At 63.7% G+C, this 17,453-nt stretch carries 16 protein-coding genes and 1 pseudogene; 8 read left to right on the forward strand and 9 right to left on the reverse strand.

Annotated features, from left to right (window positions below; genetic code table 11):
• The first annotated feature begins 2 nt into the window (after positions 1-2).
• Positions 3-599, forward strand: a pseudogene (locus tag PLU72_17195) (HAD-IIIA family hydrolase).
• 159 nt (positions 600-758) lie between these two features.
• Positions 759-1,313, forward strand: a complete 555-nt coding sequence (locus tag PLU72_17200) for a peptidylprolyl isomerase (GenBank protein ID HOT29916.1) — start codon at positions 759-761, stop codon at positions 1,311-1,313.
• Positions 1,314-1,539: 226 nt separating this feature from the next.
• On the opposite strand, the gene PLU72_17205 is transcribed toward PLU72_17200, so the two are convergent.
• Positions 1,540-3,000: a phosphomannomutase gene (locus PLU72_17205; protein ID HOT29917.1), complete on the reverse strand. Its 1,461-nt coding sequence runs from the start codon at positions 2,998-3,000 to the stop codon at positions 1,540-1,542.
• Between the two features lie 216 nt (positions 3,001-3,216).
• Here PLU72_17205 and PLU72_17210 point away from each other — a divergent pair, with 216 nt between their 5' ends.
• Positions 3,217-4,782 (forward strand): hypothetical protein, encoded by a 1,566-nt coding sequence (locus tag PLU72_17210; GenBank protein HOT29918.1) that lies wholly within the window; start codon positions 3,217-3,219, stop codon positions 4,780-4,782.
• 19 nt (positions 4,783-4,801) lie between these two features.
• Here PLU72_17210 and PLU72_17215 read toward each other — a convergent pair whose 3' ends face one another.
• From PLU72_17215 to PLU72_17245, 7 genes are all read right to left on the reverse strand, one after another.
• On the reverse strand, positions 4,802-5,938 hold the full coding sequence (locus PLU72_17215) for a SpoIIE family protein phosphatase (GenBank protein ID HOT29919.1): 1,137 nt from the start codon (positions 5,936-5,938) through the stop codon (positions 4,802-4,804).
• A gap of 106 nt (positions 5,939-6,044) precedes the next feature.
• Positions 6,045-7,172, reverse strand: a complete 1,128-nt coding sequence (locus tag PLU72_17220) for a 2Fe-2S iron-sulfur cluster binding domain-containing protein (protein ID HOT29920.1) — start codon at positions 7,170-7,172, stop codon at positions 6,045-6,047.
• The gene (locus PLU72_17225) at positions 7,172-7,753 is read right to left on the reverse strand and encodes an Rnf-Nqr domain containing protein (protein HOT29921.1); all 582 of its coding nucleotides are present in this window, start codon (positions 7,751-7,753) and stop codon (positions 7,172-7,174) included. Before PLU72_17225 ends, PLU72_17220 begins: the two co-directional genes overlap by 1 nt.
• Positions 7,750-8,448: an Rnf-Nqr domain containing protein gene (locus PLU72_17230; GenBank protein ID HOT29922.1), complete on the reverse strand. Its 699-nt coding sequence runs from the start codon at positions 8,446-8,448 to the stop codon at positions 7,750-7,752. The genes PLU72_17225 and PLU72_17230 overlap by 4 nt, the downstream gene beginning before the upstream one ends.
• Positions 8,445-9,050, reverse strand: a complete 606-nt coding sequence (locus PLU72_17235) for an FMN-binding protein (GenBank protein HOT29923.1) — start codon at positions 9,048-9,050, stop codon at positions 8,445-8,447. Before PLU72_17235 ends, PLU72_17230 begins: the two co-directional genes overlap by 4 nt.
• On the reverse strand, positions 9,047-9,973 hold the full coding sequence (locus PLU72_17240; protein ID HOT29924.1) for an RnfABCDGE type electron transport complex subunit D: 927 nt from the start codon (positions 9,971-9,973) through the stop codon (positions 9,047-9,049). Before PLU72_17240 ends, PLU72_17235 begins: the two co-directional genes overlap by 4 nt.
• On the reverse strand, positions 9,970-10,215 hold the full coding sequence (locus tag PLU72_17245; GenBank protein ID HOT29925.1) for a 4Fe-4S dicluster domain-containing protein: 246 nt from the start codon (positions 10,213-10,215) through the stop codon (positions 9,970-9,972). Before PLU72_17245 ends, PLU72_17240 begins: the two co-directional genes overlap by 4 nt.
• Before the next feature lie 104 nt (positions 10,216-10,319).
• Here PLU72_17245 and PLU72_17250 point away from each other — a divergent pair, with 104 nt between their 5' ends.
• Positions 10,320-10,838, forward strand: a complete 519-nt coding sequence (locus tag PLU72_17250; GenBank protein ID HOT29926.1) for a DUF3124 domain-containing protein — start codon at positions 10,320-10,322, stop codon at positions 10,836-10,838.
• Positions 10,835-12,517 carry a cation:proton antiporter gene (locus tag PLU72_17255; protein ID HOT29927.1) on the forward strand — a complete coding sequence of 561 codons (1,683 nt, stop codon included), beginning with the start codon at positions 10,835-10,837 and terminating at the stop codon, positions 12,515-12,517. The genes PLU72_17250 and PLU72_17255 overlap by 4 nt, the downstream gene beginning before the upstream one ends.
• Positions 12,518-12,538: 21 nt before the next feature.
• Here the strand turns inward: PLU72_17255 and PLU72_17260 are convergent, their stop codons facing one another.
• On the reverse strand, positions 12,539-14,425 hold the full coding sequence (locus PLU72_17260; protein HOT29928.1) for a M48 family metalloprotease: 1,887 nt from the start codon (positions 14,423-14,425) through the stop codon (positions 12,539-12,541).
• Positions 14,426-14,639: 214 nt separating this feature from the next.
• Between PLU72_17260 and PLU72_17265 the strand changes: the two genes are divergently transcribed.
• From PLU72_17265 to PLU72_17275, 3 genes are all read left to right on the forward strand, one after another.
• Positions 14,640-15,746 (forward strand): hypothetical protein, encoded by a 1,107-nt coding sequence (locus PLU72_17265; protein ID HOT29929.1) that lies wholly within the window; start codon positions 14,640-14,642, stop codon positions 15,744-15,746.
• A gap of 275 nt (positions 15,747-16,021) precedes the next feature.
• Positions 16,022-17,101 carry a hypothetical protein gene (locus tag PLU72_17270; protein ID HOT29930.1) on the forward strand — a complete coding sequence of 360 codons (1,080 nt, stop codon included), beginning with the start codon at positions 16,022-16,024 and terminating at the stop codon, positions 17,099-17,101.
• A complete protein-coding gene (locus PLU72_17275; GenBank protein ID HOT29931.1) occupies positions 17,098-17,433 on the forward strand; it encodes a hypothetical protein in 336 nt (111 codons plus the stop codon). Before PLU72_17270 ends, PLU72_17275 begins: the two co-directional genes overlap by 4 nt.
• Positions 17,434-17,453: the final 20 nt, after the last annotated feature.

Here is a 17,453-nt window from a genome sequence, read left to right on the forward strand (position 1 = left end):
AAATGCTGATCACCGCCCTGGTTCTCTCCCTGTGCGTGCCTGCGTTCGCCGCCGACGATATCATCCGGCCGCCCGCCGCCCGTCGCGAACTGTCCGACCGATTCGTTCCGCCCGCCACAGGGCCTGTGAAGATCGCCTTCTTCGACGCCGACAGCACGCTTCGCGTCGCTCCCAGCGGGGCCCCGGCCCCCAACTTCGCGACCGACGTGGCGCTCCTGCCGATGCTCGAGCAGCCGATGCAAAAGGCCGAACGCGACGGCTACCTGATCGCCGTCGTCTCAAACCAGGCCGGCGTCGCGGCCGGGTATCTCACCCTCGAGCAGGCGGAGGCCGCCATGCAGAACACCGTATGCGGCCTGGCCTCGCGCGGCATCGCGATCCATTACTACGACTACGCCGATCAGAAGGATGAGAACCGCAAGCCCGACATCGGCATGGCGAAACGGCTGGCCGATATGGTTCAGAAAAAATTCGGCCGCGATATCGACTGGGTGAACACGATCATGGTCGGCGACTCCGCCTGGAAGAAGGACGTCGAGCAGGAGCCCGACGGCGGGCCCGGCCAGGACGGAAGCAATAACGACCGGCTGTTCGCCGAAAATCTGAAAAAAGCCTACGGCGGCGTGACGTTCCATCACGCCCGCGACTTTTTCGGATGGAAAGCCGCCGGAGTTACAAATTTTGAAAACTATACAGCTCTGAAAGACTGGCTCGAGAAATCCGGCAACGCCTCGGCGTCTCCGGCCGCGAGCGGCGCCATGACTCCGGCGGCCGGTTCCGCCAAGCGGTGGAAGGCGTCTCCCGCGATGTCGATCGACACATCGAAGACCTATATCGCGACGCTCAAGACAAGCCTGGGCGACATCAGGATCGAACTGTTTGCGAAGGAGTCTCCGGCCACCGTCAACAACTTCGTTTTCCTTGCCCGCGAGGGCTTCTACGATGGAACAATATTTCATCGTATTATAAAAGACTTCATGATTCAGGGCGGCGACCCGCTCGGCACAGGCGAGGGTGACCCGGGCTACAGTTTCAACGACGAACTTCCCGCGAAGCATTCGTACGAACCCGGCATCGTGGCGATGGCGAACGCCGGCCCCAACACGCAGGGCAGCCAGTTCTTCATCTGCAACGGCGAAAGGGCGAAGAAGCTCGACACCCGGCCGAACTACACCCAGTTCGGCAAAGTCGTCGAGGGGATGGACGTCGTCCTGAAGATCTCCTCGGTCGAGGTCCGCCCGAACGACGGCGGCGAGATAAGCAAACCCGCCGTTCCCCCCGTCCTGCAGAGCGTAACCATCGAAGAAAAATAACGTTCCCTGCCGACAGGCTGACAGGGACTCCGGTGCGGTGGAAGTCACTCACCGGAGTTCCTACTCGTCGCAAAAGCAACACGACACTCATCCCGTATACTCGCATACTCGATGCCGTTCGTGCTGAGCTTGTCGAAGCACGAAAGCTCTCGCCCTTCGACAGGCTCAGGGTGAACGGATGGTTTTCATTCTGCAGGAATCAATAACATATGAGAGGAGTTTTTGTTTACCGCCAGCCGGCAAGAATCTCCAGACACCGGCGGTTCAAGGCCTCGGCCCGTTCCGGCGTTTCGGCTTCATTGTAGCACCGCAGTTCGGGAGCATTTCCCGACGGGCGCAGATGAATGATCTCCCCGTTCGCGAACGTCATGCGCAGGCCGTCGGTCTCGTCGAGTGCGGCAATCGGGCCGAACTCCCCGGAGAAGGTTCGCTCCGCCCCGCCATCGCGTGCAAGCGCGGCAATACGGTTCTTCGCAATCGCCGATGGAAACGTTTCGAGCCGACCGCTCGCCGTATAGCGGGCCGGGAGCAAAGCCGTGAGCTCTGAAAGAGAGCTGTCGCGCTCCCGGGCAAACCGGAGGAGGGCAAGAATCACGATCAGCGCATCTCGCGTCGGAAGAGGCGCGAGAAGACGGCCCTCCAACTCGATCGGACTCTGGATCAAAAATCCGCCGTTCGCCTCGTATCCGACGACCCTCCCTTGCTCGGCCGCCTGCATCGCGGAGATCACATAGGGCGATCCAATGCGGGTTCGGACCACCCGGTCGAACCAGCCGCACTTCTCGACGGCGGTGTTGCTCGAAACCGGGGTCACCACGGTATTCGCCCCAAGCCATTTCGCGGCAAGAATGCCCGCGACGTCTCCCCGAATCCATTCCCCTCGCTCATTCCCGACAAGCGGCCGGTCGCCGTCGCCATCGGTCGAGCAGAGGGCGAAATACCGCCCCCCGGCCGCCCAGTCTCTGGCGAGCGCGACGTCCTCCGGACGCACCGCCTCCGTATCGACCGGGATAAACGTCTCCGATCGGGCGAGGCGGACGACTTCAGCGCCGAGCCGCTCGAGCACTTCCACCAGGATGTCTCGCGCCACGCCGGAATGTTCGTAGACGCCGATGCGCATTCCAGAGAGGCACCCGGAAGGGAAAAATTCTATATATCTTTTTATATATATTCGTCTGGCTTCTTCCGCCTCCGGCGGAAGCTCCTCCGGGGCTTTCAGCGCCCCGGTCTCGTCGAACACATCCGGCAGTATGACTTCTTGCGCCCGAATGCCCGCCTCGTCCTCTTTCAGAATTTCCCCGGCCGGGCGGTTGAATTTGATGCCGTTTCGATCGTCCGGGATGTGACTGCCCGTTACCATCGCGCTTGCGATCCCGCCATCGATGCCCCAGGCCGTGAGGGCGGGGGTCGGAATGGCTCCGCCGTTGATCGGCAGGTATCCGCTGTTTCGGGCCGCCATGGCGCACGCCCGCATGATCCGGGGCGTCGAGGGTCGAAGATCGCCGGCGAGCGCGAACCGAGCGCCAACGGAAATTTCGCCTCTCGTTTCGAGATGCCGCAGGAAACCCGCGGTATAGGCATAGCATACCCTGTCGGTCATCGACGCGACCAATCCCCGCGCGCCGCTCGTTCCAAATCCGACCCCGCTTCGGTCCATCAAATCGGCAATGCGAATCTTTTCTGGCATGACAGCTCCTCTTTTCCGCCCTTCGGAGGCACTTGAGCACGATACCTTCAGGCATTTTCAAGGGTCAAGGCATTTGTGCTCAACGGGGGCAACGGCGAAAACGCCCCTCGCCCCGCTGCAGGGCGAAAACCACAACATGGGGAGGTGCGATATACTTATGCCTGTGACACGCAGAATCATCGACCCTGGGAAACATCCGGAACGGAGAATTGTTGAATGTTGAAGCGCCTTTTCTGGGTATGGTTCATCCTGATCGCCGGAGTCCTGCCTGCAGCGGGCGCGCAGGGGTGGATTTTCGTCACTCCGGAGCCCAGGGATTCCGGTCGCCAGCCATCGGGAATGAATGACGTTCGGATCGTCGACGTGCCGTCCGGAAGGGCGTTCGCGTTTCGCGAGGTCGCCCCGGGCGACGATACCCGCGTCGATGCCGTCCGGGCCCTTCTTGCCGGCAGCAAAGCCTGGCGGAAAGCCGTCGATCTGCTGGGCCAGGCGCGAAGGCTCGCGCCCGCTCCGGGCCAGAAATGGATTGCCGGAAACGCCCCCCTGCCCATCTGGATTCTCCCACCGAACGAGAACGGCCGAGGGCCGGGGGTGACGTCGCTCATGCCCCTGCGCGTGACAACAGCGCGCGCCGCCTTCGACGCCGCCCAGCTGCTTCAGGTCGACGGACTGAAACTCCCCGGCGGCGCGGTCCTCACCGTCGGGGAGCTCGCCTCGGCCGGCGCGCTGCTTCCCATGCTCTGCCACGAACTCTTCCATGCGATCCAGGCGGAGTTGTATCGCGAACGGTATATTTACTTCACGCTGCTCGGCGAGCCGGCGGGACCGCACGACTCGCCCGCGGAAACCGATCCGATGCTGGCCTTCCGTGAGGGTTTCGCCGAGGCCGGCGAACTCTGGCTCGGTGAGCAGTATCCGGAAGAATTCGCCGTCCGGCGCGGCCGGGGGATTCGGCCCGAATCCGTGCGATTCGCGGAGGCGACGTTCAAGAACCGGCAGGTGCTCGCCGCGCGCAACCGGTTCATCTACACGGCCGACGGCCGCGTCAAAGACGGCAGGCTCGATTCCGGGAAGACGGACCTGTCGACGGAAGGCGTCATCGCGAGCCTGCTTCAGACGATTCTCGGCCATGCGGGCCTGCCGGACGCCCCCCATTCGGTTTTCACGACCATGGCCCGCGGCGCGCCCCTCACGTTCTTCGATTTCGTCTCTGCACTCATGCGCGACAATCCGGCCCGGGCCGCGACCATCCGCTGCATTCTGCTCGAATTCACCTGCTACACGATCGCCTCGCCCGACGCCATCTCCCGGTATCAGGCGTATTACCTCGCCCGGAAGGCGTTTCTCGTCGGGAAACTGCCGCGTGAAGAGTATCTGCGTGTGCGCAACGCCTGGCAGGAGTGGAAAGACCTCCAGCGACAGCGGATCGAAGCCGGCGCCCCCCTCGTCGAGGCGGTTCCCCAGCCGCTGATCGTCGCGAGCAAACAAGGCTACACCCTCGATCTCAATGACCCCGACCTGGAACGGCTCGCCTGGCACCTCGAATCGTTCCTCCCGGCCAGCGACACCGTGGCCGCCAGGCAACTCGCGGCCCACTACGCGGCGCAGATCGCCGAGCAGCGTTCGCGATTCGGCATGTTCTTCTCGGTCCGCCAGCTCGACGGCGCCGTGCCGGCCTCGCTCCTCGCGCAGTTCGAAACCGGTTGGAAGGCTTATCTCGAAAAAGCCGAAGTCCAGCTCGACAGGGAAATATCACGCCGACGGCGCCTCGAAGGATACTAATACCTATTGATCGACGGACTCAGAGAGGCGTGCCGTCGAGAACGACCGCAAGCATGTCGTCCTGCGGATCGCCAGTTCCGGCAAACGCGAACGCCCATTCGACGAGTTTCTTCGCGCAGAGTTCCGGCGAAAGAGCGACGTTCTGTTCGCACACGGCGATGATTCCCGCGTGGTCGACATGCTCTCCGGAAGATGAGCGACTTTCGCTGATCCCGTCGGAGTAGAGAACGAGTCGCTTGCCCCTGATGTCGACGGAGACGTCCGGGAAATCCGTCTCGACGAAGTATCCGATCGGCGCCCCACCATCGACTTCGAGCACGCTCCCCTTTCCCGCCGCGTCGATCACGATGGGATACGGATGCCCCGCCCGGCTGAGGGTGAGATCGACGGTTGTCGGGTTGAAGACGAACGCCAGCGCCGAAAAGGTGTTGATCCGAATCGCGAACTCGGCCCGCTTCCGGGAGAGGAAGTCCAGGATCTCGGACGGCTGATCGATTCGCTTCTCCCGCAGTTCGCTCAGGCTGCTTCGGAGAAATGCCGAAACCATGGCCGCGGCCAGCCCGTGCCCGCAAATATCGAGAACGACGCCGGCGACGCGACCGTCGCGAAGCTGAAAGCAGATGAACATGTCGCCGCCGGCGTCGGCGGCCAGGCAGTAGCTGTAGCCGATGCGGGCATAGGTCGCAAGCTGTTTCGGGTCGGGGAAGAGGGCGCGCTGCACCTCGACGACGAGTTGGGACTGAAACGCCTCTTCGGCGGCTTCTCTGAAGATTTCGATCCCGCCGATGACCTTCCCGTTGGAATCGTGGATGGGCGAAACGGAGACGAACATGGGAATTCTCGTTCCATCCCGTTTTTTCGCAAACACATATGTCGAAACGCTTCGGGACCGGTTTTCCGCCATGCACAGATGAAGAGGGCAAACCGTCGAAACGCACAGTCTCCTTCCGTGCCGGTCGGTATGGCAGAGAATATCCTCCTTGCAACACTTATCGACAACCTCTTCGCGAGTCCAGCCGGTGATTTTCTCCGCCGTGCTGTTCCAGAAAACGATCCGCCTGTCCAGATCCGTGATGTAGATCCCCAGGCCGGCGACGCGCTCCAGAATTTCGCTGGCAGGAGCGGAAAGGATCAATTGGCTCTTCGCGCCATCCATGACGTATTTTTTCCCCTCCCTTTCGTCTCGGAACGATGTCTTCGGAACCTCTTTTCAGGATACTTCCGTCCGGCATCGAAATCCATCGGAATTTCCGCGGGAAAGCTCAGGAGAAAGTGTCGGCAAGCAGTCGAGCCGGAGGTATCCCCTTCGCTGCGAGGATCATGCGTGAAGCCGCCACCATTCGTTCAGGGCCGCACAGCAGGGCGACGGCCGTTCGTTCCGATGGGAACCGGCGTTCGAGCGCTTCGGTGACCAGGCCGCGTTCGAACATGCCGGCCTCGCCGTTTGCAGGAACGGGGCATTCCTGGGCGCAGGGCACGTAGATCAGCCACGGATGCTTCCGCGCCATTCCGACGGCCCATGCATGGTCGTAGAGGGCCTCGGGAGTCGCGGCACCGGCGAACAACCAGGTTCTCGAAGGGTTGGACCGGCCGGCCATCTCGAGAACGATCGCCTTCATCGGCGCGAAGCCGACGCCGCCGGCGACGCAGACGATCTCGGTCTCGGGGCCTGTTTTCGGAAGGGTCATCGCCCCGTACGGGCCGGAAAACCAGAATTCGTCGCCTTCGTTGCGTTCACAGAGCCACGGGCTGAGTTCGCCTTCCGGAACGCGCCGGACGTGCAGTTCGAGGGTTTCCGGCGTTGCCGGGTCGGAAGCGAGAGAGTAGGCCCGCGTGAGCGGCTCGTCACCCGGTTGCGGACGTTCCCGGAAAACCTGGATATACTGGCCCGCCGCGAACCGCCACCCGGAGGGCTCCCGGGGCCGGAGGAGAAGCCTGTATATATCTGACGATATTTTTTTGCAGGACACGACCTCGGAACGGACGAACCGTGCGGCCCTGGCGTCTTCAGGCAGTTCCGCCTCGATCTCGCATCTCACCCGGACCTGGCAGGCGAGCCGGACGCCGGAGCGAAGATCGGCGGGGGAGACAAGCAGTTCCTCCGACGGTGCGGGTTCGCCTCCGCCGCGCATCACCCGCACCCGGCAGATGCCGCAGGTGCCGCGCCCGCCGCACGAACCCGGGAGCAGGAACCCTTCGGCCCGCACGGCGGCGAGCAGGCTCTGGCCGCCCGAAACGGACCGGGTTTCGTCTTCGCCGAGGCGGAGGGGCACTTCCGGCCAGCGACAGAGAATGTTGCGCACGAACAGGATCAGCAGGCAGAGGCCGCCAACCAACCCGTCGATCAGCAGGACGGCCATGAGAAGCTCCCCGAAAGGTCCGGTCGGCATCAGCCCCCCACCCCCGTCAGACATCCGAACGCGAGCGCCATGAGCGAGGCGAGGGTCATCACGACGCCGACCGGCCCCAAGGCCGCCGGCGGCCGGCAGAAGATCAGATGTCGTCGAAGCCCGCCCAGGAGAAGGATCGCCACCGTCCAACCGAGGCCGCTTCCCAGCGCGTACACCAGCGTCTCGGCGAATCCGTATTCCCGGAACGAGGCGAACAGGGAGACGCCCAGGATCGCGCAGTTCACCGCGACCAGGGGCAGGAAGACGCCGAACGCGGCGAAGATGCGAGGGGCGAACCGGTCGAGGAACAACTCCAGCACCTGGGTCAGCGCAGCGATCACGAGCATGAACGCGAGAATCTGCATGTATTCTATGCGATATGGGAGAAGAACGTATCTCATGATCAGCCAATTCAGGGCGGCGGTCACCGTCATGACGAACGTGACCGACCCTCCCATCGCCGCCGCGAGCGCCGGCTTCCGGGACAGCGTAAGGAATGGGCAGAGGCCGAGAAAGCCCGCGAGAGCGATGTTTCCCGTGAACACCGAGGTCAGGAACAGGTTGGTCAGCGAACCGCTCATGCGTCCCCTCCGGTTCCGGGAGTCGGTGCGTCCGGCCGGGAGGGGCCGCAGCAACCGGCGGGGCCGGGCCTCGTTTCGGAGCCGCGCAGATATCGGAAGAGGGCGAGCGTGAGGGCAAGCGCCAGGAAGGCCCCCGCCGGCCGCTGAAAGAAGGCGCAGGCCGGATACCACGCCGGCGCGAGGTCGTATCCCATCACCCGCCCCGTGCCCAGCAACTCGCGAGTCGCCGCAATTGCGACCAGGACGGTTCCATAGCCGAGTGAAGCGCCGAGCGCGTCGGCAAGGGCCTCGACCGGCGGCCGGAGCGAAGCGCAGGCCTCGATCCGGCCGAGGATGATGCAGTTCGTGATGACGAGCCCGACGTAGGGCCCCAGTTCGCCAGCGATCGCCGGAGCGTGAAGTCGGAGCAGTTTTTCGAGCAGGATGACCGGTGTCGCGATGAGCAGAAGCGACGTGACGATCCGATAGGTCGCGGGAATGCGGCGCCGAAGGAGGGAAACGACCAGGGCGCTGATCAGAAGCGTGACGGTCACGATTCCCGCCATGACGGCCGCATACCGCACCGCGCTCGTCACGGCGAGCGTCGAACAGATGCCGAGCACCGAAACGAAGATGGGATGATGATCTCCCAAGCCGGCCCGGAACAGTTTCCAGGCCTCACTGCGTCTCAGGGCCGCGGTCTCGTTTCCGTTCATCGGTTGATCCGCTTCATCGCAGCGTTCACCGCCTGAACGACCGCCGCGCAGGATATCGTGGCGCCGGTGATGGCCGGGACCTCGCCCTGGTCGGCGCGAGCGGTGCCGGTGGCGAGGCGAATACCGGTCGCGGCAGGCAGGCCGGCGAACGGGCGTTCGAACTCGGGATCGGCGATCCGGCTTCCGAGTCCCGGCGTTTCGCCCTGCGCGATGACGCTGACGTCTGCAAGCAGGCCGGTTCCGCGATCGAAGGCGACCAGAAGGCGGATTTTTCCCCACATGGCCGTTCCGTCCTGCTCGCAGAGCATCAGGTCGGGGCGCCTGCGTGATCGGAACAGGCCTTCGTCGGCGGCCCGCACCGGGACGAACTCGGCCTGGAAGGCGGCCGCAAGACGCCCCGGTCCTTCCGCGCCGGAGGCCGTTCCGGCGCCCATGACGGGGGTCGGCGAGCCGGAATGCCCCGCGACAAGTTCGAGGGCCCGTGTCATGAACTCGGGCGACACCCCGGGCGGCGGACGCAGGAGGATGTCGCCCCCCGACATGACGACCGTGCAAACGGCCGCCAAGACGAGCACGAAACCGATGTCGCGCAACGCCTTCATGCGGTCGCTTCCTCGCCGGAGGTCCACCTGCGGGCACGCCGGCCGACGACGAAGGTATCGCCGAGGGGCGACAGGACGTTCACGAGCAGGAGAGCGGCAAACGCAGCCGGAACGGCGCTTCCGGCCGTCCGGAGAAGCGCATATAGCAATGCATATAGAATACCGGCGGGAACGCGCATTTCCGGCGTGCGCGGCAGAGAGTAGACGTCCAGGCCGGCGGCGGCCAGCGCCGGCAGGAGCCCCGTCCCCAGCAGCATCCCGGCGGCGCCGGGACCGGCGTCGCCTCGAAGGCCGGCGACGATTCCGACGGCAAGCAATCCGACGAGGGCCCCCGCCGGCCATCTCGGATCGAGGGCGCGTCCCCGCAGGAGCAGCCACAAGCCGCACAGGGAGACGAGCATCGACGCCTCCCCGGGCAGGACCGGCATTTCCGCCAGAAGCGCGTGCGAGAGGGTGATCGTGCCGGGCGCGAGAGGGCAGACCGGTCCGAAGCTCGTCCAGCCTGAAAAACCGGCGGTCGGGCCGGGCCCGGGCATCATCATCGCACGTTCGAGGAACGCCGGGTATCCAGTTCCCGCGAAGACGACCGCGACCGCGAGCGGGTTCACGAGATTCCGCCCGTATCCTCCGAACAACTGCCGGGCGACGGTCTCGCCGAACACAGCGCCCGCGACAGGCACCCACCAGGGGATGGCCGGCGGCAGCGCGAGAGGGAGCATCGCCCAGATCAGGCAACCGCGTATCGGGGCGGATGCACCGCGAAGGCGTCCCCCGGCCAGCGCCGCAGCCTGGCCGGCAGCCGCGGCGACGACGCACAACGCGACGGTCCGCCAGCCGTACGCGGCCGCGGCGGCCGGGAGCAGGGCCAGCACATATAACAGCCAGTATTTTTCGAAATCGGGCCTGAACGCGCGGCCGCTCACGACGTCGACTCCTTTTTTCCGAGACCGGCGCGCGTTGCCGCGAAGACATCCCCGAGAGGCAGGCCGACCGGACAACGGGACTTGCAGGCATGGCACAGCCCGCAGCGCAGCAAGCCGATCGCAGCCTCCTCGGCCTCGTCGGCGCCGTGGAGAATCGCGTGGAACAGGATGTTCGGCAACAGGCCGCGCGGACACGCCTCGACGCAGGCGAGGCAGTTGATACAACGCGGATGTTCGGCCATGTCCGGCGATTATATCCGTATCTTCCGCCCGATATCAAGATCGCGATCGAACGAACCGCGGCAGTGGTATACTCGGAAGACCCCAGGAAAGGATGCCGAACACGATGGACACGAATCGACGCGGCAGGCGTTCCCTGCCCCTGACCCTGATCGCCCTCGCCCTTCTTCTTTTTTCAGTTACCGTCATGCCGGCAAAGGCGCAGACGGCCTCCGAACCTTTCACGGCCGTCACGGCGGCGTCGAAAGGCCAGACGGTGTATATTCCCATCTATTCGCACATCTTTTTCGGCGACACCACCGTCCCCTTCGACCTGACGGGCACCCTCAGCATCCGGAACACCGACATGAGCCACGCGATCATGGTGGTTTCGGCAAAATATTTCGATTCGGATGGAAAGCTCGTCAGGGAGTATCTCTCCTCGCCCATCCTCCTCGGGCCCCTCGCGTCGACCCACTGCATCGTTCCGGAAAGCGACAGGGCCGGCGGGGTCGGGGCGTCGTTCGTCGTCCGGTGGCGTTCCGCCGTTCCGGTCGCCCAGCCGATCCTGGAGGCCGTCATGATCGGCACCAAGGGCCAGCAGGGCATCTCCTTCATCTCCCGCGGCCAGACCCTCTCGGAATGATCTCCGATATCATCCTGATCCTGTTCGTCGGGCTCATCAGCGGCATCATCGCACGCCGTCTCGGGCAGCCGCTCTTCCTCGGCTACATTTTCGCCGGCGTCGTCGTCGGCCCGCACACCGGCGGCGTCACCGTCTCCGACATCCCGCAGATCGAACGCATGGCCGACATCGGCGTCGCGCTGCTTCTGTTCTCGCTCGGCCTCGAATTTTCCCTCAAGGACCTGCTCCCGATCAAAGGAGTCGCCGTCTGGGGCAGCATCATCCAGGTCGCCCTGACGTTCGGCTGGGGCTGGGGCATCGGCCGCTTTGCGGGCTGGACGAGCCCGGCATCGCTCTGGTTCGGCGCCGCCGTCGTGTCATCGAGCACGGCCGTCATTCTCAAGACCCTGACGGAGCGGGGGCACCTTCGTGCGCTGTCCGGCCGCGTCATGCTGTCCATGTCGATCGTCCAGGACCTGACGGTGATCCCGCTCATGATCCTACTCGACAACATGACGAAATCGGGAATGAGCATCGGCGCCGCCGTCACGCCGATCGCATATATCGCAGGCTTTCTGCTGCTGATGAAGCTGGTCGGCACCTATCTCACGCCCCGCTGGCTGCACTTCATCGCCCGCTGGAACTCACGGGAGCTCTTCATGCTCTCGATCGTCGGGCTTGGACTCGGCCTCGGGTACATCACCCACATCGCCGGGCTGTCGCTCGCCTTCGGGGCGTTCATCACGGGGCTCGTGCTCAACGAGTCCGATTACGGCCACAAGGCGCTGAGCGAGATGATCCCGATTCGCGACCTGTTCGGCCTGGTGTTTTTCGTTTCGGTCGGCATGCTCCTCGACCCCGCCCTTCTGTGGAGCAACCTCGGAACGATCGCCCTGCTGACCGCGACCATCTGTTTCGGAAGAGGCGCCATTCTCTCCCTCATCGCCTATCTCTTCGGCTACCGGCGCATCATTCCGGCGGCCCTGTTCTTCGGCATGCTTCCCATTTCCGAGATCGCGTTCGTGGTGATACGCTCCGGGCTCGCGACCGGCGCTCTCACTCATGATATATATTCTTTGATATTGAATACCGTCATTGTTTCGATGCTCCTCGGTCCCTTCGCGGCTGGACTCGCCTCCCCCTTCTATCGGAGGTTCCGCCGGCAACTTCCGGACGGTGACATCACCGCGATCAATCTTCCGGAAGACCCGCTCCAGGACCACCTGATCATCGCCGGCGGCGGGCGGCTCGGGCGTCACGCCGCCTCCGTCATGATCGAAAGCAAAACCCCCTTCGTCATCATCGAGCCGTTGTACCAGTCTTTCACCGCGCTCAAGTCCCTCGGCCTCCCCGTAATCTACGGAGATCCCTTTCAGGAAAGCGTCCTCGAGGTTGCCGGCCTGTCCCGGGCGCGCGTCGTTCTCTGCACCGATGGAGATCTCGAGGAGATGCGCCGGATCGTCGCGCTCCGTGCCGCGGGCGGCTTTTCGTTCCGGGCCGTGGCGCGGGCCGAAACCCCGGAAGACCGGTCGGCCCTTCGCGAAGCCGGCTTCAACGACGTCGTTTTCCCCGACCTCGAAGGCGGGCTTGAGATGGCGCGCCAGGGCCTTTCCGCGATGCGTCTGCCGCCGGCCGACATCACCGCCTGCCTCGAGCGGGTGCGAACGGCGTCGGTGCCGGCCTCGGGGGCCGAAGGGTGACGCTCCGCCTCTGAACGCCCCCTACGCCCCGAAGATCCGGGAATGTTCGACCTTCTTCACGATGCCGTAGAGAGGCTCGTTTTCCTCGTGGAGATGGAGAACCAGAAACTGGCCGGGAAGGGGGACCTCGCCCGCGATCCGCTCGCTGAGCTTGCGGCCCTCTTCCGCCGCCCCGTCCCACATCCGAAAGAACGAGGTCGAAAGCCGCAGGCAAAGCACGTACAGAGGGGGTTCCTGGCAATAGGTCAGTTTCCGCCTCACGAGATACGCCTCGCTCAGAAACTCGTATCTCTTCAATGCCTCGGAAATGTCTGCCACGACGTTCGAAGCAAGGCCGTGCGGCAGGTAGACGTCGGAGAACGGCAGCGTTTCCCGCTCCTCCTGGTCTTTCACCAGGATCTGCAGCCGCGATTTCCGCCGGAGCAGATACGGCTCGGCCTCTTCCCGCATCCCGCGTTCGTAGAAGAAATCGATGATGAGGCCGCAACCGTTCAGAACGGCGTCGGGATCGGCATTCATAGCTTTATCTATATATGCTACTCCGCTAAGATCTCCCCGACGAAGGAGAAGGCGGCCCATTCCATAACACACCTGAGGATGATCGGGAGCGGTTCGGACGAGTTCGAGCAGCAGTGGTTCCGTCGCCTCCACGCCGTGGAGCTCCCCCACGTGCCGAAGCCGTTCGACAGCCTCGTCGATGCCGAATCGGCCGGCCTTCTCCAGCGTCTCGAGCTCCGCAAGACGGCTGATTGCCCCGACCCCGTTCCGATGGGCCTCCGCCCATGCATCCGCGACGTTTTCCCGCCACTGCGCCGAAAGCATCCTCTCGATGCGCCTCCCCGCCTCGCCCGGGAAAAACACGTCTGCGGCGCAAGGGCCCATGAACGGGTGATACCGGACATCCGATGAGCCCAGCACGGCAAGTCTGTCGGACAAGGCAGGATGGGTGTCGCCCCCTCCGGTCCTGAAACATCGGGCCTTACGCGACCATTTTTCGGCGTTTTCTTCGGGAATCGGCTCTGCAAGAGCCTGGCGCATGCGGGCGAAGACGTCGTCGGGCGGCGCTTCCAGGGTGAGCGACAGGTCCTTCAGCTTCGGCCAGAAGCCGTCGTCCAGATGAGCCTCGAGCACCACGGTCGAAAGGAGCGTCTCGGCCGTAATCCGGGCGCCGGTCGCCCGGGCTGCCATCCGATCGGCGGCAAACTCGTGTTTCCGTGCGAGAACGAAGGTGTACGCCCCGAACGAGGGGGCATACCAGTTGAAGAACCATCTGAACAGGCCCGTTCCCCACTGGCCGTTCGCTTCGAGCGCCGTCATCAGGCTGAACCAGGTCTGCCGTACGCGATAGACCCAGGCAGCGAACCGCCCGTGGGCGCCGGAGAGATGTCCGAACTCGTGAGCGAGCACTGACGTGACGCCTTCCGGGGAGAGAGCGAGAAGCAGGGGCCACCCGAGGACGAGATAGTTTCGCGGCCAGCCGAAGATGCCGAAGCGCGGGATCTGGACGACGCCCGCATTGAATTCGAGCGTCAGGAGAACGACGTCGATGTCGGGTGTTTTGAGCGTGCGTTTCAGGTTCTCGACAACGGAACGAAGCTTTGGGGCTTCGCCGAGATCGACGTGGAGTCCCTCCGGCGGCGGAAGGCTGACCCAGAGCGACCGGAGGATGATCCAGCCAAGGGGAATCAGCACGCCGAGCACCTTCACGACGACGTAGGCCGAGCCGTGCACGGAAACGGCCGCCGCCACGAGCGCTGCGATCACGCCGACGATACCCAGCAGGACGCCCGCGATGAAGAGATAGCCCGACATGGCCAGGCCGATCACCTTCAGCCGGTACCAGCGCGGATGTTCCGCCGCCTCTCTCTCGAGCCTCGATGAAAAGGCCTCGAACTGTGTCTCGTCCATCTATATATTGTCCACTATTACAAACTCCGAACGTCCGGCAACGGAGTCGTCAACCGCTTCGGGAAGTATGGCACATCCCCCGAACGGCGCAACTGACCAATTTTTGAACATTTTGTCGCAAGGGGCTAAAGAAACCACCCCGGGCGTGCCGATATAGGTAAGGGGAAGTGTTTTTCATCTCAAGGACGAACCATACGCACTCAAGGAGGAGTCTATGGCAACATCTGCCATCATGCGTTCCCAGGCCTTTTTCGAGGCGAAACTCACCCAGAGGACCGTCACCATTCTCGGCTCGGAAGACGGCAAAACGTCTTCCCGGGCGTCTCAGCCCCCGTCTTCCGATCGCCTGGAACTCTCGTCCTTCAGTTCCCTCCGAGGAACGATCGAGACGTTCAAATCCGGGAGCACGGAAGGCGCCAGACTGGACATCACGTTCAGCATCCCGCAGGATCGGGTTTCTTCCGGTGTCGGCGACGGCAAGGCGAGCCGCGATTTCGACCTGATGCTCCGCATGTTCGCCAGGGACGAGGAGGACTACGCCCGCCTGAAGTCGCGGTTCGAGGAACTCCTCGGACTGGCATCCGGCCGTTTCGAGAGCGACGGAAGCGTGGGCTCGTCTTCCTCCGGGGAGTTCGTGGCCCAAGCATCCCAGCCGACGGGGAGCGATGAAACGCTCAGCCGGGAAGAGCTTCTGAAGCGGAATCTGGAAGTCGCGGAAGCGTTCGTCGCGCGCGTAGAACGTCGCCAGGTCGAGGTCCGCGTCCAGGTTGCCCGCGCAGGCGGCCAGCTCGACGTTCAGCAGATCGACCTGAAACAGGCCGATCCGCTGGTGCTCGATCTCGCGGGAGACGGACTCGATCTCGGCGAAGCCGGAGAAGCGGCGACATTCGACGTCAATGCGGACGGCACTCTCGACAAAACGGGATGGGTGCGCGGCGACGATGCGTTGCTGGTCTACGATCGAAACGGCAACGGGCTACTGGACGACGGGAGCGAGCTTTTCGGCGATCAGAACGGCTCTCCCAACGGGTTCGCCGAGCTGTCGAAGTATGACGGCAACCGCGACGGCCGCATCGATTCGAAAGATTCGATCTTCAAGGCGCTGAAGCTGTACCGCGACCTGAACGGGAACGGCCGCGTCGACGCCGGCGAACTGCAGAGCCTGGCCCAGAGCGAGATCGTATCGCTCAATCTTCGCTTCCTGCGTGAAACGGCGAAACTCAACGGCAACAGCCTCCTGCTTCGAGGAAGTTTCGAACGCGCTGACGGCACGATCGGCAGGATGGACGACGTGCTCTTCGGCTTCCGCGACGCGAAATGATCCTGGAATGTTGAAATCCGATTTTCGCCATTGCGATGTAGGGGCGGGTTTCAAACCCGCCCCTACAGCCCATGCGCGAAGAACATCTGAAACGCTTGCGTCTGCCCTCCCTCTCAGAAGTGTTTTGAACGACGTGAGAGGGGGTGTATACTTCCCATGTGAAAAATTGGATCAGGGAACACCCGACTCTTGCCGGAATCTTTGCGTTGTTGGTCGGCGCGGCGATCTGGCTGCCTTCCTTCCACCTGCTATTTCTGGAAGATAGCAGCAGATATATGAGCGTCGCGGGCGTTCCGCCGAAAGCGCGGGCGCTGGCGGCCAGTCATATCGCGATCTGGTCGGACGAGGTCGGGCAGCGGGCCGAGATCGAGCGGATGCGCGGCCGGAACGCCGAGTGGGATTTCATGGCCCGCAGTTTCTTCGTCTGGTCTCTCGCGAACATGGCGCTTCGCGACCCGCAGACGGCGTCGACGACGCTTCCGATCATGGACCGCATCATCGACGAGACGGTTCGTCTCGAAAAAGAGCAGGGCCACTTTTTCTTCCTGATGCCCTATGCGCAGGCGGCCCCCTTCCGGCACCAGCCTGTTCGCAGCATCTTCCTCGACGGGGAGATCGCCCTCATGATGGGGCTTCGCCGGCTCGTCTCGGAGCGCGAGGAGTACCGGACCCAGATGCTCGAGCGCGTCGGGGTCATGGCCGGGCGAATGGAACAAAGCCCCGTCATGTGCGTCGAGAGTTATCCGAACGAGTGCTGGCTCTTCTGCAACTCGGTCGGTCTCGCGGCGATCAGGGTTTCGGACCATCTCGACGGCACCGATCACGGCGACCTCTTCAAACGCTGGGTCGCGACCGCCCGCGCGAAACTGGTCGAACCGAAGACCGGCCTGCTGAACTCGGCGTTCACCCTCGACGGCGATGTTCTCGACGGTCCCGAAGGCTCGTCGATCTGGCTCGCCGCCCACTGTCTCTCGCTGATTGACCGTGAGTTCGCCGCCGACCAGTATCGACGGGCGCGCGAACGGCTACGGAACCGGATCGTCGGCTTCGATTACGCCTACGAGTGGCCGCCCGAATGCCCCGGCTCGGGCGACGTCGATTCCGGCCCGATTCTTCCGCTTCTCGATCTCTCGGCCGGCTCGACCGGTCTCGCGTTCGTCGGCGCGGCCGAGTTCGGCGATACCGAGTATCTTCGCGGCCTTCACGCGGCGCTCGAACTGGGCGGTTTCCCGATCAAATCCGGCGACAGGCTCAAATACTGCGGCAGTAATGCCGTCGGCGACGCCGTGCTGCTCTATTCGATGACGCTCGGCCCCGCCTGGCGCAGGATCACGGAAACGGGAGGGAACCGGTGAGCATCTGGAATCGGCTGACGAGCAGTTTTTCCGGCGCACCCTTCTTCTCGCCGCGCGGTTTTCTCGACAGGGCGTTGATGCTGTTCCTGCTGTTCGCGATTTGCCATCTCGCCGGGCTTCGCGAGTACACCTGCATCATCAGCGGCACATCCCCGACCGGAGACCCCGCCGACACCGCCGCGAGCATGCTCGGCATCGCCTACTTCGCAACCTACTCCCTGGCCCTTCTGGCCGCGCCGGTCTTCGTCATCGCCGCTGCCCTGCTGAAACTCTTCGGGGCCGGGACACATCCCAGATACGACTCGTCTTGTATGTTCAGTTGGGGGTGTTAACGTAGATGTTGAATTTGGGT

Source organism: Candidatus Ozemobacteraceae bacterium (assembly GCA_035373905.1).
Classification (GTDB): Bacteria; Muiribacteriota; Ozemobacteria; order Ozemobacterales; family Ozemobacteraceae; genus MWAR01.

What these genes read in the sequence shown, in the direction of transcription:
- PLU72_17260 (HOT29928.1), bottom strand. Translation starts at nt 14,425, where the DNA reads ATGGACGAGACACAGTTCGAGGCCTTTTCATCGAGGCTCGAGAGAGAG.
- PLU72_17220 (HOT29920.1), bottom strand. Translation starts at nt 7,172, where the DNA reads ATGCCGACCGGACCTTTCGGGGAGCTTCTCATGGCCGTCCTGCTGATC.
- PLU72_17200 (HOT29916.1), top strand. Translation starts at nt 759, where the DNA reads ATGACTCCGGCGGCCGGTTCCGCCAAGCGGTGGAAGGCGTCTCCCGCG.
- PLU72_17235 (HOT29923.1), bottom strand. Translation starts at nt 9,050, where the DNA reads ATGAAGGCGTTGCGCGACATCGGTTTCGTGCTCGTCTTGGCGGCCGTT.
- PLU72_17270 (HOT29930.1), top strand. Translation starts at nt 16,022, where the DNA reads ATGAGCGTCGCGGGCGTTCCGCCGAAAGCGCGGGCGCTGGCGGCCAGT.
- PLU72_17215 (HOT29919.1), bottom strand. Translation starts at nt 5,938, where the DNA reads ATGGATGGCGCGAAGAGCCAATTGATCCTTTCCGCTCCTGCCAGCGAA.
- PLU72_17250 (HOT29926.1), top strand. Translation starts at nt 10,320, where the DNA reads ATGGACACGAATCGACGCGGCAGGCGTTCCCTGCCCCTGACCCTGATC.
- PLU72_17230 (HOT29922.1), bottom strand. Translation starts at nt 8,448, where the DNA reads ATGAACGGAAACGAGACCGCGGCCCTGAGACGCAGTGAGGCCTGGAAA.
- PLU72_17225 (HOT29921.1), bottom strand. Translation starts at nt 7,753, where the DNA reads ATGAGCGGTTCGCTGACCAACCTGTTCCTGACCTCGGTGTTCACGGGA.
- PLU72_17265 (HOT29929.1), top strand. Translation starts at nt 14,640, where the DNA reads ATGGCAACATCTGCCATCATGCGTTCCCAGGCCTTTTTCGAGGCGAAA.
- PLU72_17245 (HOT29925.1), bottom strand. Translation starts at nt 10,215, where the DNA reads ATGGCCGAACATCCGCGTTGTATCAACTGCCTCGCCTGCGTCGAGGCG.
- PLU72_17255 (HOT29927.1), top strand. Translation starts at nt 10,835, where the DNA reads ATGATCTCCGATATCATCCTGATCCTGTTCGTCGGGCTCATCAGCGGC.
- PLU72_17205 (HOT29917.1), bottom strand. Translation starts at nt 3,000, where the DNA reads ATGCCAGAAAAGATTCGCATTGCCGATTTGATGGACCGAAGCGGGGTC.
- PLU72_17210 (HOT29918.1), top strand. Translation starts at nt 3,217, where the DNA reads ATGTTGAAGCGCCTTTTCTGGGTATGGTTCATCCTGATCGCCGGAGTC.